Consider the following 14,393-nt stretch of genomic DNA (forward strand, 5'->3'; position numbering starts at 1 on the left):
ATGTCAGTTCAAAATATTACAATGCCTCAACTCGGTGAAAGTGTAACAGAAGGTACAATTGAAAAATGGCTTGTAAAGCCTGGAGATACAGTTAAAAAATATGATCCACTAGCAGAGGTCGTAACAGATAAGGTAAATGCAGAAATCCCATCCTCATTTGAAGGGGTTATTACGGAGCTTATCGCGCAAGAAGGTCAAACATTACCAGTTGGAGCCGTCGTATGCTCTATTGAAATAGCAGGGGAAGGTGAATTACCACCACCGCCTCAAGAAAAAAAATCTTCAGTAAGCTCAGCTATTTTAAATGCAGGGGTTCAAAAGAAGCAGGAGGCACCTCAACCAGCTCCTACGCCTTCAGCTACGCCAAAAGAAGTACGCAAAGATAAAGTGCGCTACTCACCAGCTGTTCTTCGTCTTGCCCAGGAGCATGATATTGCACTCGATCAAGTAACAGGAACAGGCGAGGGTGGTCGTATTACAAGAAAAGATCTGCTTAAGCTCATTGAAACTGGCAATATTCCAACAGCAAATGATGTCGTGCCAGCACCATCAGCTGTTCAAACAACATCAGATGCTACTGTAGCACCAGCTCAGCAGCAACAAGCAGAAAAACCAGCAGCACCAGCACAACCTGTTCACCCAGGAGATATTGAAATTCCAGTGACGAAAGTGCGCCGTGCCATTGCAAATAATATGGTAAGAAGCGTTCATGAAGCGCCACATGCTTGGATGATGATGGAAGTGGATGTAACAGATTTAGTAGCTTACCGTGATAGCTTAAAGAATGAATTTAAGCAAAAAGAAGGCTTTAATCTTACATATTTCGCCTTCTTTGTAAAAGCAGTTGCTCAAGCCTTGAAGGAGTTCCCAATGTTGAATTCGATGTGGGCAGAAGATAAAATTATCCAAAAGCATGACATCAATATCTCGATTGCGGTAGCGACAGATGATGCCTTATTTGTCCCTGTTATAAAACACGCTGATGAGAAATCCATTAAAGGAATTGCTAAAGAAATCCATGAGCTTGCAATAAAAGTTCGTACAGGAAAATTGGCAATGGATGACATCACAGGTGGTACATTTACAGTTAATAATACGGGAGCATTTGGCTCAGTTCAATCAATGGGTATTATCAATTACCCACAAGCAGCAATTTTACAAGTGGAAAGTATTGTAAAGAAACCAGTTGTTTTACCAGGTGGAATGTTTGCTGCTCGTGATATTGTGAATTTATGTTTATCATTAGATCATCGAGTACTTGATGGACTTGTATGTGGCAAATTCCTAAATAGAGTAAAAGAAATACTCGAAAATACGAATAAATCTTCAACGTCAGTCTACTGATGACTCGTCGGAAACCTGCTGTATAAAGGTTTCCGATTTTTTTTATGCTTTTCGAGTCGCTATTTGTCATGTAGAATAACAAATAGAAACTACTAAGGGGGGAAGCTGATTAGCGTCCGCATGTCAAACAACATGAAAAATATTGAATTTGAAATACCAGCCTATTCAGACTGGCAAGATGCAGCAATCAAAGCTTTAAAAGGGAAACCATTTGAGTCACTATTTACGAAAACAAATGAAGGTGTTACACTACAGCCACTTTACACACAAGAAAGCTTAGTAGCAAAGCTTGGCGAAGAGCTTGATTTACAAGTTGCCACAATCCGTTCACAACAAAATAATCAAGTTTTTCAGGTGGCACAGCAAATTCATGCTGATACAAGTGAAGCTTTTTTTGCTCAACTTGAAGATAGTTTAGCACGAGGCAATGAAATTATTACGATTGATAGCCGTGTGAATTTTGTTTGGACAGAAGAAGTATTGGTCAAATTAGCATCATATTTCTCTGAATATTCATTTAAAATTACTATTCAAAATTCAAAAGACCCATTATTAGCAGTATTCGATCATATAGTAGAGGATCAACGAGAGGCAGTTAAAGGATTCATTGTTTCGAAAGATCCTATTTCTTTAGGTGCTTTTCCGAGCGTGCGCTCAGTCAGTGCAGATACAACTGTTTATCATAATGAAGGTGCCAATGCAGTACAAGAATTAGCCTATGCACTTGCATTAGCAGCAAAATTTGCCGAGCAGGAAGATAGCTTTGAAGCCTTTTCGAAGAAGTTTTTTGTCTCGTTTGCTATTGATACACAATTCTTTACGGAGATTGCAAAACTTCGTGCTTTTAAAGTACTTTGGAAAGCGTTCTCATCTGCTTATGGTGTGTCAAACAATGTAAAAATCCCAACAGTTGCCGAGACATCGTTAAGAAGCTTTTCTAAATTAGATGTTTATGTCAATTTATTGCGTTCTTCAAATGAAGCGCTTTCGGGATTAATCGGTGGTGCCGACCTCTTTACTGTTCATCCACATGATGTATTAACGAATCCTACAGAGCAATCTATTCGTATTGCCCGTAATGTATCATTAATTTTAAAAGAAGAAACAAATGTCCTGAAAGTAACTGATCCTGCAGGCGGTTCTTATTTCATTGAGTCGTTAACAGCGGACTTTGTGAAAGAAGCATGGGCATTATTTTTAGAAATTGAGGCAGCCGGTGGAATTGATGAATACACAGCATCTGGTAAGCTGGCAGAGGAAATAGAAAAATCCTATCGAACTCGTATAAATGCTGCAGAAACACGCAAGCAATCATTAATTGGAACAAACATTTATGCTAATCCAGCCGATGCCCTTGAACAGGAAACAAATCCATTATTTGCTGACATTAAGCGTATCGCCATTCCATTTGAAAATCTGCGTGGAAAAATGACAGCAGCCCATGTCCAAACAGGCATTCTAGCAATAGGTACATTAAAAAGCGCTAAGCCACGTGCCGATTTTGTAGCTGGTTTCTTAAATACGGTTGGCCTAGTTCCCGAAAAAAGCGAGCCAGTAACAACTGTTGAAGAGGCAGTAGCATGGCTAAAGGCAACAGAGGCTAAATATGTGGTGATTGCAGGTAATGATGAAGATACAAAAGAGCTTGTACCAGCCATTTTAGCTAATAAACCAGCAGATGTGATAGTAGATGTTGCTGGTAAATTTAAAGACGAAGAAGAAGTATGGTTAGCAAATGGCTTAAACGGCTTTATTTTCGCAGGACAGAACATCATTGAAAAATTACAGTCTGTGTTCGCGAGCATGAAGGAGGTCCAACGATGAGCAAGCCAAATTTTAATGCAGTAGAAATAGAAAAAGTTTTAACAACTGAAGCACCTCAAGCGTCTGAAGACAAATTTATGACGAATGAAGGAATTGAAATTAAAGATATCTATACAAAAGAAGATATTAAGGAAGCTAAACATTTAAACGACGTAGCTGGTATTGCACCTAATACACGTGGTCCATACCCTACCATGTATGTAGCTCGTCCGTGGACAGTTCGACAATATGCAGGTTTTTCAACTGCTGAAGAATCTAATGCCTTTTACAAACGAAACTTGGCAATGGGGCAAAAAGGGCTTTCTGTAGCATTCGACTTAGCAACACACCGAGGCTATGACTCAGATCATCCACGTGTAACGGGGGATGTAGGGAAAGCTGGTGTAGCTATCGATTCTGTTGAGGATATGAAAATCCTTTTCGATCAAATACCGTTAGACCAAATGTCCGTTTCTATGACAATGAATGGAGCAGTATTACCAGTTCTTGCATTCTATATTGTAGCAGCGGAAGAGCAAGGGGTAACTCCAGAGAAATTAGCAGGTACGATTCAAAACGATATTTTAAAAGAATACATGGTGCGTAATACATATATTTACCCACCAGCTATGTCGATGAAAATTATTGCAGATATTTTTGAATATACAGCAAAGTATATGCCTAAATTTAACTCTATTTCGATTTCTGGTTACCATATTCAAGAAGCAGGCGCAACAAATGACATTGAGCTTGCGTATACATTAGCAGATGGCTTGGAATATGTACGTACAGGGTTAAAAGCAGGGATTGATATTGATGCATTTGCGCCTCGACTATCGTTCTTCTGGGCAATTGGCATGAACTATTACATGGAAGTTGCTAAAATGCGCGCAGCACGTCGTATTTGGGCACAGATGATGTCAACGTTTAATCCAAAAAATCCAAAAACATTAGCATTGCGAACACATTCACAAACATCTGGTTGGTCTTTAACCGAGCAAGATCCATTTAATAATGTTGCACGTACGCTAATCGAAGCGAATGCTTCTGCGATGGGGCATACACAATCTCTTCATACGAACGCACTAGATGAAGCAATTGCCCTTCCAACCGATTTCTCTGCCCGTATCGCTCGTAATACTCAGCTATTTTTACAAGAAGAAACAGCGATGACGAAAGTGATTGATCCGTGGGGTGGTTCATACTACGTCGAGAAATTAACAGACGAAATCACAAAATCCGCTTGGGCACTAATCGAAGAAATTGAAGCCCTTGGCGGAATGGCCAAAGCAATAGAAACTGGACTTCCAAAAATGAAAGTCGAGGAAGCCGCGGCTAAACGTCAGGCGAAAATCGACTCTAAAACGGAAACCATTGTCGGGGTAAATAAATATCGTTTAGCAAAAGAAGAGCCAATTGATATTCTCGATATCGATAATACAATTGTACGCCAAAAGCAAATTGAACGTTTAGAAGCAATGAAGGCAGCTCGAGATGAAGCGGAAGTGCAAAAACATTTAGCTCGTTTAACGAAAGCTGCTCAAGATGGGGAAGAAAACTTACTTGCTGTAGCAGTGGATGCAGCGCGTGCACGTGCCTCTTTAGGTGAAATTTCTGATGCCATCGAAGCGGTTTCTGGACGTCATAAGGCCGTAATTCGCTCTATTTCTGGTGTTTACTCTGCAAACTTCTCTGATGAGGAGCAAATTGCAGAAGTAAAACAAATGACAGAAGAATTCCTTGAAAATGAAGGTCGTCGTCCACGTATTTTAGTAGCCAAAATGGGACAAGATGGACATGACCGTGGTGCTAAAGTTGTTGCAACAGGCTATGCTGATTTAGGCTTTGATGTGGATATTTCACCATTATTTATGACACCAGCTGAGGCAGCTCAAATGGCTGTTGAAAATGATGTTCATGTCATTGGGGTATCATCTCTAGCAGCAGGTCATAAAACATTGGTCCCTGAATTGGTTGCAGAGCTTGAAAAATTAGGACGCGGAGATATTATCATTATCGTTGGCGGTGTTATTCCAGCGCAAGATTATGAATTCCTTTATAATGCCGGCGCAGTAGCTATTTTTGGACCAGGTACAGTAATTCCTGTATCCGCACAAAAAATTATAGAAGAAATCTACAAACGTTTAGGCTATGAGGAAGTGTCTGAATAATGGACAAAAATAAAGAAATGGAAGACAGTGCGCTATTTGTCATGGACGGAGTCGAGGCAACTCACGACGGTATGCAATATGGTACACCGAAAAAATTCCGAAAGAAAAAGGCCGACAATTTGAATATACGAGAGCTTGCACAACAGGTACGTGCGGGCTCTCGCACCCATTTGTCAAAAGCCATTACCCTCATAGAAAGCTCTAATGCAACCCATAAAGTGCAAGCACAAGAGCTATTACAGGAGCTGCTCCCGCATACAGGGAATAGTATTCGAATAGGCATTACAGGTGTTCCAGGAGCAGGGAAGAGTTCCTTCATTGAAGCTTTCGGAACAATGCTTTGTGAAATGGGGAAACGAGTTGCTGTCCTTGCGATTGATCCAAGCTCTTCATTATCCGGAGGAAGTATTCTTGGGGATAAAACGCGCATGGAGGAGCTCGTCAAGAAGCCTACTGCATTTGTCCGTCCATCCCCATCAGCAGGTACCCTAGGGGGTGTTCATAAAAAGACACGTGAAACAATGTTAGTTTGTGAAGCGGCTGGCTATGATGTGATCTTAATTGAGACCGTTGGTGTTGGGCAAAGTGAAACCTATGTCCGTGGGATGGTTGATTTCTTCCTATTACTCGTTTTAACAGGGGCTGGCGATGAGCTGCAAGGCATGAAAAAAGGAATCATGGAATTAGCGGATGCTATTATCGTGCATAAAGCGGATGGTGATAATGTTCGTTTAGCCAAAAAAACAGTTGCAGAGTATAAGCAAATTTTACATTTTTTACAGCCTGCCACACCTGGTTGGATGTCAACATCGATGCCAGTGAGTTCACTAGAAAAACGGGGACTTGATAAGGTTTGGGCGACAATTGAACAATTCAAACAAATTGTGGAAGACAATCAATATTGGGCTACTCGACGTCAAAATCAAACAAAAGAGTGGTTCCAAACTATGATTACTGATCATCTAATTGATTTATTTTATGGGAATCCACAGCGAAAAGCCCATGTACAGCTGCTTGAACGCCAAATTTTAAGCGGACAATTGACAGTCACACAGGGTGTTGATCGTTTATTTAGCGAAGAGCAGGAAGACAAGTAAACTAGTCATATTGAAATCTTAGTAAAATCAAGTGATTTGTGTTGAGCAAGAAGGTGCACAAATTCTTTGCAAACTGCTATGATAAGAGATGTATGAGCGTCAAATACCAACTATATAAAATAAAGCTAAAATGACGCCGACTTGAAAGGAGCTATCGCTATATGAATATGGATTACGATTTATTTATGCAGGAAATTTTAAAAACAGCACGTGCTGAAATTGAGGCAGCTGGTTACGAACAACTTAAAACACCAGAAGCTGTTGAAGAGGCGTTTGCTCGCCCAGGTACTACATTAGTTATGGTTAACTCAGTATGTGGTTGTGCGGGTGGTATTGCTCGTCCAGCAGCTGCACAATGCGTACATTACGATAAACGCCCAGATCATTTAGTAACAGTATTTGCAGGGCAAGATAAAGAAGCTACTGCAGCAGCACGTTATCATTTCGGGGAAGATCACTTACCTTCTTCACCATCATTCGTGCTTTTAAAGGATGGACAAGTAGTAGCCGAAGTTGGTCGCTATGAAATCGAAGGGCATGACCCAATGTCAGTTGTAACAAATTTACAAGCTAACTTTGAAGAATACTGTGACGAACTGTAATTCTATTCTTGTATAAGAAAAATCATTAAATGTAAGTAGAATAGCCACATAGATAACTTTATCTATGTAGGCTACCTACTTATCTCCATATATAGTGAGTTCCGTTATTATTAAAATTTTTGTAATATTGGCTAAATGATTAGCTATATGAGTGAAGAGTACTAAAGGATGGGAGGCAGTCGGCCTGAAGAAGTTTTCAATCGGCTATCGAACGTTAAAAACAGCAATCGGTGCAGCAATTGCAATTGCCATTGCTCAATATTTTGATTTAGCCTCGTATGCATCTGCTGGTATTCTAACCATATTATGTGTGCAGCCTACGAAAAAGAAATCCATTTATGCAGCATATACACGATTGGTCTCAAGTATTATTGCGATGATTTTTGCTTTTGTGAGCTTTGAGCTTTTTGCTTATCATCCACTTACATTAGCGGGTATGTTAATACTGTTTATACCAACCATCGTGTCGTTAAAAGTTGCAGACGGATTTATTTCCAGTGTCGTCATTATTATGCATATATACGCTGCTGAAGGTTTTTCGCTGGCACTTGTTTATAATGAATTAGCATTAATGGCTATCGGTTATGGAACGGGAATTGCCATTAATATGTATATGCCAGACATTCAAAAGGAATTAAATTACTATAGAGTTAAAATTGAGGAGCTTTATAGTAAGATTTTTATAGAAATTGCAAGCTATTTACGACAAGGAGATATGCTGTGGGATGGGCATGAAATCATAGAAGCGATAAAAACATTAGATGATGCCAAGTCTTTAGCATTTAAAGATGTTGAAAATCATTTTATGAGACGAAAAAATGATTACTACAAGTATTTTGATATGCGTGAGCGGCAGTTAGAAATTATTGAAAGAGTACTTCCAAAAATTACAACATTACCTGTTATAGTACAAGAGGCTGAAATTGTGGCAGATTTTTTACAAGACCTTGGTGAGCATGTTCACTCTGGAAATACAGCGCGACATTATCGAGAAAAGTTAGAGCAGGTTAAACATGATTTTTCACAGTTACCTTTACCACAAAATCATGAGCAATTTATCGCCCAGGCAGCCCTCTATCAGTTTATAGAGGAAATGGACAGGTATTTAGAAATAAAGCAATCATTTAAGGGTTTAAAGGTCAAAAAAGAGCGCCCACAGTAGTGTGGACGCTTGTGACTTGCCTTAAACTAGCATAGATAATCCGAATGCTAGAGATGAGATTAGCATAATCGCTATCATGCTATAAACAACAATTTTTTGAAACTTTTTATTACTCATATGCTCGTTCGCTCCTTCTTTTCTTATAAATAGTTTAGCAAATCTGAAAAATTTCTCAAGTAGTAGAGTTTTGACAAAAAAGTCTGTAAAATAGAGTATGTACCATAACAGAAGGAGATGTCACCATGGAGAAAGTAGACCATATTGGGATTGCGGTGCGCGATCTTGATGAACGCATTACATATTATACAGAAACTTTAGGTTTAAAGTTGTTGAAAGTAGAAGAAGTAGAATCTCAACAGGTTCGTGTGGCATTTATCGACGCAGGCAACGTAAAAATAGAGCTATTAGAACCAATGAGTGAAAAGAGCGCCATTCATGGATTTATTGAGAAACGTGGAGAAGGCATTCATCATGTGGCCTTCGGAGTGACAGGAATTCGTGAGCGTATGGCAGAGCTTCGGGAGAAAGGTGTACGTCTATTATCCGACGAGCCAGGGCCAGGTGCTGGTGGTGCAGAGGTTGCGTTCATGCATCCGAAATCTTCATTCGGTGTGTTATATGAATTATGTGATAAAAGTGGAAAAGGGGATAAGTGATCAATATGGATATGTTCGACAAAATCAATGATTTATATGATCGTAAGACGGTAATTGAACTTGGTGGTGGCTATGAGCGCATCGACAAACAGCACGAAAAAGGAAAATTAACAGCTCGTGAACGTATTGAATTATTGCTAGATGATGGCACATTTTTTGAAATCAATCCATTTATTACGCATCGTACAGTAGATTTCGGGATGGACAAAATGGAAGGTCCTGGTGATGGTGTTGTAACCGGTTTCGGAAAAATCAATGGCCGTCCTGTATACTTATTCTCTCAAGATTTCACAGTGTTTGGTGGAGCTCTTGGTGAAATGCATGCGAAAAAAATGGCGACGGTAATGGACCTAGCTGCGAAAAATGGTACACCATTTATCGGCATCAATGATTCAGGTGGCGCACGTATCCAAGAGGGTGTTCTTTCTCTTGATGGTTATGGTCACATTTTCTACCGTAATGCGATTTATTCAGGGGTGATTCCGCAAATCTCTGTTATTATGGGACCATGTGCTGGTGGAGCGGTATATTCTCCGGCTATTACTGACTTTATCCTAATGGTTGATAAAACATCTCAAATGTTCATTACAGGACCTAAAGTAATCGAAACCGTAACGGGTGAGAAAATCTCCGCTGAAGATTTAGGTGGTTCAAAAGTCAATAATGCAGTAAGTGGAAACGCTCATTTCCGCGCACCATCTGAAGAAGAAGCAATTGATCAAATTAAGAAACTATTAAGCTATTTACCACAAAATAATAAAGAAAAGGCACCACGTCAAGCACGTCCTGAAGGGGATGACTACCGTCCAGAAATCGTGGATACAGTGCCAATTGAAACAACGCGACCATATGATGTACGAAGAGTTGTAGAACAAGTAGTGGATGAAGATTCGTTCATGGAGGTTCACGCAGAGTTTGCAAAAAACGTAGTTGTTGGTTTTGCACGTATTGCTGGTGAATCAGTTGGACTTGTTTGTAACCAACCAAAAGTACTTGCAGGTGGATTAGATATTGATTCTTCTGATAAAGCGGCTCGTTTCATTCGCACGTGTGATGCTTACAATATTCCAATCATCACATTTGAAGACGTATCTGGCTTCTTCCCAGGTGTTAAACAAGAGCATGGCGGTATTATTCGTCATGGTGCGAAAATCCTTTATGCTTATTCAGAAGCGACAGTACCAAAAATTACAGTTATTTTACGTAAAGCTTATGGAGGCGCTTACGTTGCCTTAAACTCTAAATCTATTGGTGCAGACCTGGTATTTGCTTGGCCAAATGCTGAAATTGCTGTTATGGGTGCAGCAGGTGCCGCGAACATTATTTTTGCACGTGAAATAGCGAAATCGGATGACCCAGAAGCGACACGTGCTGCCAAAATTGAAGAATATAAAGAAAAATTTGCAAACCCTTATGTTGCAGCTTCACGTGGAATGGTAGACGATGTTATCGATCCTCGAGATACTCGTATTAAGCTAATTCAAGGACTAGATATGCTAGCAAACAAACACGAAACTCGTCCAGAGAAAAAACACGGTAACATTCCACTATAAAAAAACAAGCCTAGTAGCGTGATAGTTACTAGGTTTTTCTTTTTTTAAATGAAACATTTTTCCTTGTCATCCGTACTGATAGATAAGAGGAGTTGAGATGAATGGAATGGCAGCAATTACAAACAGAGCAAGAAAAGATTCATGCACAACTAAGAAAAGCATCCAGATTAAAGGAGCAAAGTCAGTTACTGAATAGCCAAATTGAACTTACACAACAGGAAATAGACCAACATACAGCAGCACTCAATCAAATTCGATCCAAACTGGATAAATTAGATAGTTTCTCGTTTATGAATATGATTCGTACGTGGACTGGACAACAAGATGAGCTTCGTGCAGAAAAAATTGATAAAGCAGCGGTACTTGAATTAAAGATGAATGAAGCAAAAAAAATGCAAGTTGACTTAACTGAAGATAACATTCAAGTAAAGCATAAACTAACGCAAATAGATGAAGTGGCCTTACAACAAGCACTGAAACAGGTACTTTCAAAAAAGAACAAGTACTTACAGCTTCATGATCCAGCACAAGCAGCTAGACTAGAGCATTTAGCAAATGAAGAAATGTTAACCAAACAACTGATAACAGAAATCCAAGAAGCTGAGGAAGCAGGAGAAGTAGCCTTAACAAAGCTAGGGCAAGCGGCAGCTTCATTACATTCTGCCAGCGGATACTCCACTTGGGATACTTTTTTTGGCGGTGGACTCATTGCCACTCACTTAAAGCACGATGCACTCGATCAATCGGAGAACTACTTACACAGTGCTCAAATTGCCTTGCAACGTTTTCATAATGAATTATTGGATGTTCATGAGATGTCAACAAAATCACTCCATGTGGAGACAGATGGTTTCGTTAAATTTGCTGACTACTTCTTTGATGATATTTTTTCAGCCTGGTCTGTCCATTCTAAAATTTCAACTGCAAGGGAACAGGTATCACGTGTGCAAGATGATGTACATAATACAATTTGGCGCTTACGGGATAAACATAACAAAGCAGTGAGCTATCTACAAACGATAATAGAAGAAAAAGAGGCTATTTTAAATGTCTAAGGAAAGTCTGAGGATTTTTTTCTCGGACTTTTAGTCTGTCGGATTGTTCAAGTGATTTCAACTCTTCTGACGTTGTGCTAAAATAATACGTATACTATAACGTGGAAGAACACGTAAACTAAGGGAGTTTTACAACATGACAAGTCGTTTAGTAGAAGAGTTTTTTGAGCTCGTTCAAATTGATTCAGAAACAAAGCATGAACAAGTAATTGCACCAATTCTTGTAGATAAATTAACTGCACTTGGATTTACAGTCATCCAAGATGATGCACATACGCGTAATGGACATGGAGCAGGCAATATTATCGCCACTTTAAAAGGTACTCTAGATGTGGAGCCAATCTATTTTACTTCTCATATGGATACAGTTGTTCCAGGGAAAGGCATTCAACCATCCCTGCGTGATGATGGTTATATCGTATCCGATGGTACGACAATTTTAGGTGCTGATGATAAGGCAGGCCTAGCAGCACTCTTTGAGATGGTCAAGCGATTAAAAGAGCAAGATATAGAGCACGGAGATATAGAATTCATTATTACCGCTGGTGAAGAGAGCGGTCTTGCTGGTGCTAAAGAGTTAGATCCATCTAACATTAAAGCAAAGTATGGCTTTGCGGTGGATAGTGATGGCAAAGTAGGTGGGATCGTAACAGCCGCACCATTCCAAGCGAAAATTTTTGCAAAGATTATTGGCAAAACGGCACATGCTGGGGTTGCTCCTGAAAAAGGTATTTCCGCTATTACAGTAGCATCTAAGTGTATTGCTCAAATGAAGCTTGGGCGTTTAGATGAGGAAACGACAGCTAATATTGGACGCTTCGAAGGTGGCCAAGCAACGAATATCGTATGTGATGAAGTGACGATTCTAGCTGAAGCACGTTCCATTGATCAAGCTAAATTAGATGCCCAAACAAAGCATATGCAGGAAACATTTGAACAAGTTTCCGCTTCATTAGGCGCACGTGCAGAAGTGGAAGTGAAGCTTATGTATCCTGGATTCCGTGTAACAGAAACAGATAAAGTTGTGCAGGTTGCTATGGAAGCTGTTCGCAATATTGACCGTACACCAACATTAGGTATTTCTGGTGGAGGATCGGATGCGAATGTGATCGCAGGATTTGGTATTCCTACAGTGAATTTATCTGTCGGATACGAGGATATTCATACAACAAATGAAAAAATACCAGTCGAAGAATTAGAAAAATTAGCAGATTTACTCGTTGAAATCGTCAAGGAATCTGCAAAAAAATAACAGTCGAATAGAAGGATGTGAACGCATGGAAAGTGTCAAAGCAGTCGTTTTTGCTTGTGGGACAGAGGAATATGCGGTACCTGTAGAGCAAGCGATATCAATTGAAAAATTAGAGCATGTAACACCTATTCCTCATTTACCGAACTATCTTCTAGGCTTTACAAGAATTCGAGGTGAGCTTGTACCCGTTCTCGATTTTGAACGAATACTATACAACCGCTCCTCCAATACAGCAACTGCTCGTATTATTGTGATGAATACGGACGTTGTCAATTATGGATTACTTGTTACAGAGGCTCGTGAAATTCTTGATTTTGATGATTCCATACTGCAACAATTGGGTCTTGTCAATTATAGTAAAACGCGCTACTTTACAGCTGTAGCTAATCTAGAAAATCGTATGATAACATATGTTGATCCAAAAATACTGGTTAATTCATTAGAGGGCATTCGGGAAATTATCGATTATTTACACAAAATGCTTGAAAATGAAAAGGAAAACGTAGAGGCTTAAGTACTCTACGTTTTTTTATATTTGACTAGTAAATTTAACCTGTATTTTATCGTTTTTACCTGATCATACATGTGACAATTATGCATTATACCTACAGACAAACCGTTGCTAGCCGCGTATGATAATGAGTAAGAAAAAACTGAAAAAGGCAAACTTCACCGAAAGGGAAGGACGCAAAGCCATGAGTCTAAACACTATTTTTTCAGTGCATGATTGTCAGGTTGCCAGGTTCTGTTCTAGGAGCCGTGGCGAGTAGAATGGAGTTAGTTTGTATGAAGAGACAATTAAAGTTGTGGACAGCACTAATCGTCATCATGATTAGTTCATTAGCTTTATCAAGTGGAAAGGTTGATGCAATGGCTACACAGGAAAAGGCTACGTGGCTGTGGGATACATCCCTCATCATGGATGACCAAGAAAAAATATTATTATTTTTAGAACATAACGATGTTAAAAAGGTTTATCTGCAAATCGATCAAGGCATAGCGAACGATGACTATAAGCAGTTTATTAGCAACGCTTCTGACAAAGGTATTCGCATTTATGCATTGGATGGTGCTGCAAGCTGGGTTTCAGCTGAGGGTAGTCGAAGCCAAGACGAGTTGTTTAATTGGTTACATACATATAATGAGAATTCAACTGAATCTGAGCAATTTTCTGGGGTTCATCTTGATGTTGAACCTTATTTAAATAGTGGATGGAGCTCACATCAAGCACAAACGATAGGATCCTATCAAACACTAATAATGAAAGCAAGTGAGCAAGCAAATCAGTTACAACTTACTTTAGAAGTAGATATGCCATTTTGGTTTGATGAAGTTCAGTATCATAACGAATTTGGAAAAGGGTTATTAGCTGATTGGGTCATTGACCATGTGGATAGTGTGACGATCATGGCCTATCGCGATGCTGCAAAAGATATTATTTCTATTGTTGAGCATGAAATTGCTTATGCTTCCACGATGAATAAATCGATTGTAATTGGTGTAGAAACAGGCGCTTCAGAGGAAGGGCAAAATATTACTTTTTATGATAATGGAGAAGCTTATATGAATGAACAGCTTATACTTGTTCACCAACATTTTTCAAATAACGATGCTTTTCATGGAGTAGCCATTCATTATGTGGAGAATTGGATGACCATGCGGCCATAAAAAAAGTCCTTCCAGTGTAAAACTGGAAGG

Annotated in this window: 13 protein-coding genes and 1 riboswitch; of the genes, 12 read left to right on the forward strand and 1 reads right to left on the reverse strand. The window is 39.4% G+C overall.

Translation table 11 applies throughout. The annotated features are described in order from the left end of the window. From ABC382_RS01155 to ABC382_RS01180, 6 genes are all read left to right on the forward strand, one after another. On the forward strand, positions 1-1,344 hold a 1,344-nt coding region (locus tag ABC382_RS01155; protein ID WP_274793608.1), incomplete at its 5' end, for a dihydrolipoamide acetyltransferase family protein. A gap of 120 nt (positions 1,345-1,464) precedes the next feature. Beyond that, entirely contained in the window at positions 1,465-3,168 is a 1,704-nt protein-coding gene (locus ABC382_RS01160) for a methylmalonyl-CoA mutase family protein (RefSeq protein ID WP_412926517.1), read from the forward strand. Continuing rightward, positions 3,165-5,318, forward strand: a complete 2,154-nt coding sequence (gene scpA, locus ABC382_RS01165; protein WP_274793606.1) for a methylmalonyl-CoA mutase — start codon at positions 3,165-3,167, stop codon at positions 5,316-5,318. Before ABC382_RS01160 ends, scpA begins: the two co-directional genes overlap by 4 nt. Next, a complete protein-coding gene (gene meaB / locus ABC382_RS01170) occupies positions 5,318-6,415 on the forward strand; it encodes a methylmalonyl Co-A mutase-associated GTPase MeaB (protein WP_274793605.1) in 1,098 nt (365 codons plus the stop codon). The genes scpA and meaB overlap by 1 nt, the downstream gene beginning before the upstream one ends. A gap of 161 nt (positions 6,416-6,576) precedes the next feature. Next, the gene (locus tag ABC382_RS01175; RefSeq protein ID WP_274793604.1) at positions 6,577-7,017 is read left to right on the forward strand and encodes a BrxA/BrxB family bacilliredoxin; all 441 of its coding nucleotides are present in this window, start codon (positions 6,577-6,579) and stop codon (positions 7,015-7,017) included. 151 nt (positions 7,018-7,168) lie between these two features. After that, positions 7,169-8,179 carry an aromatic acid exporter family protein gene (locus ABC382_RS01180; protein ID WP_274793603.1) on the forward strand — a complete coding sequence of 337 codons (1,011 nt, stop codon included), beginning with the start codon at positions 7,169-7,171 and terminating at the stop codon, positions 8,177-8,179. A 21-nt stretch (positions 8,180-8,200) separates the two neighbouring features. Here ABC382_RS01180 and prli42 read toward each other — a convergent pair whose 3' ends face one another. Then, a complete protein-coding gene (gene prli42 / locus ABC382_RS01185; RefSeq protein ID WP_155273190.1) occupies positions 8,201-8,296 on the reverse strand; it encodes a stressosome-associated protein Prli42 in 96 nt (31 codons plus the stop codon). Positions 8,297-8,421: 125 nt separating this feature from the next. On the opposite strand from prli42, the gene mce reads away from it, so the two are divergent. The 6 genes from mce (at position 8,422) to ABC382_RS01215 (ending at position 14,363) form a co-directional block, all read left to right on the forward strand. Continuing rightward, entirely contained in the window at positions 8,422-8,835 is a 414-nt protein-coding gene (gene mce / locus ABC382_RS01190) for a methylmalonyl-CoA epimerase (RefSeq protein ID WP_107949440.1), read from the forward strand. A gap of 5 nt (positions 8,836-8,840) precedes the next feature. After that, positions 8,841-10,388, forward strand: coding sequence for an acyl-CoA carboxylase subunit beta (locus ABC382_RS01195; protein ID WP_274793602.1), 1,548 nt, complete (start codon positions 8,841-8,843; stop codon positions 10,386-10,388). Between the two features lie 101 nt (positions 10,389-10,489). Beyond that, positions 10,490-11,443, forward strand: a complete 954-nt coding sequence (locus ABC382_RS01200; protein WP_274793601.1) for a coiled-coil domain-containing protein — start codon at positions 10,490-10,492, stop codon at positions 11,441-11,443. A gap of 136 nt (positions 11,444-11,579) precedes the next feature. Continuing rightward, positions 11,580-12,695: a M20/M25/M40 family metallo-hydrolase gene (locus ABC382_RS01205; protein WP_412926518.1), complete on the forward strand. Its 1,116-nt coding sequence runs from the start codon at positions 11,580-11,582 to the stop codon at positions 12,693-12,695. A 25-nt stretch (positions 12,696-12,720) separates the two neighbouring features. Next, positions 12,721-13,209, forward strand: a complete 489-nt coding sequence (locus ABC382_RS01210) for a chemotaxis protein CheW (RefSeq protein ID WP_274793599.1) — start codon at positions 12,721-12,723, stop codon at positions 13,207-13,209. 137 nt (positions 13,210-13,346) lie between these two features. Further along, a riboswitch (cyclic di-GMP riboswitch) is annotated at positions 13,347-13,438 on the forward strand. A gap of 43 nt (positions 13,439-13,481) precedes the next feature. After that, positions 13,482-14,363 carry an amidase gene (locus tag ABC382_RS01215; protein WP_412926519.1) on the forward strand — a complete coding sequence of 294 codons (882 nt, stop codon included), beginning with the start codon at positions 13,482-13,484 and terminating at the stop codon, positions 14,361-14,363. Positions 14,364-14,393 lie beyond the last annotated feature (30 nt).

The organism is Lysinibacillus phoenicis (assembly GCF_047238325.1).
Taxonomy (GTDB): Bacteria; Bacillota; Bacilli; order Bacillales_A; family Planococcaceae; genus Lysinibacillus; species Lysinibacillus irui.

Excerpts from the sequence above, each read along its gene's own strand:
- ABC382_RS01160 (WP_412926517.1), top strand. The coding sequence starts at position 1,465 with ATGTCAAACAACATGAAAAATATTGAATTTGAAATACCAGCCTATTCA.
- scpA (WP_274793606.1), top strand. The coding sequence starts at position 3,165 with ATGAGCAAGCCAAATTTTAATGCAGTAGAAATAGAAAAAGTTTTAACA.
- meaB (WP_274793605.1), top strand. The coding sequence starts at position 5,318 with ATGGACAAAAATAAAGAAATGGAAGACAGTGCGCTATTTGTCATGGAC.
- ABC382_RS01175 (WP_274793604.1), top strand. The coding sequence starts at position 6,577 with ATGAATATGGATTACGATTTATTTATGCAGGAAATTTTAAAAACAGCA.
- prli42 (WP_155273190.1), bottom strand. The coding sequence starts at position 8,296 with ATGAGTAATAAAAAGTTTCAAAAAATTGTTGTTTATAGCATGATAGCG.
- mce (WP_107949440.1), top strand. The coding sequence starts at position 8,422 with ATGGAGAAAGTAGACCATATTGGGATTGCGGTGCGCGATCTTGATGAA.
- ABC382_RS01195 (WP_274793602.1), top strand. The coding sequence starts at position 8,841 with ATGGATATGTTCGACAAAATCAATGATTTATATGATCGTAAGACGGTA.
- ABC382_RS01200 (WP_274793601.1), top strand. The coding sequence starts at position 10,490 with ATGGAATGGCAGCAATTACAAACAGAGCAAGAAAAGATTCATGCACAA.
- ABC382_RS01205 (WP_412926518.1), top strand. The coding sequence starts at position 11,580 with ATGACAAGTCGTTTAGTAGAAGAGTTTTTTGAGCTCGTTCAAATTGAT.
- ABC382_RS01210 (WP_274793599.1), top strand. The coding sequence starts at position 12,721 with ATGGAAAGTGTCAAAGCAGTCGTTTTTGCTTGTGGGACAGAGGAATAT.
- ABC382_RS01215 (WP_412926519.1), top strand. The coding sequence starts at position 13,482 with ATGAAGAGACAATTAAAGTTGTGGACAGCACTAATCGTCATCATGATT.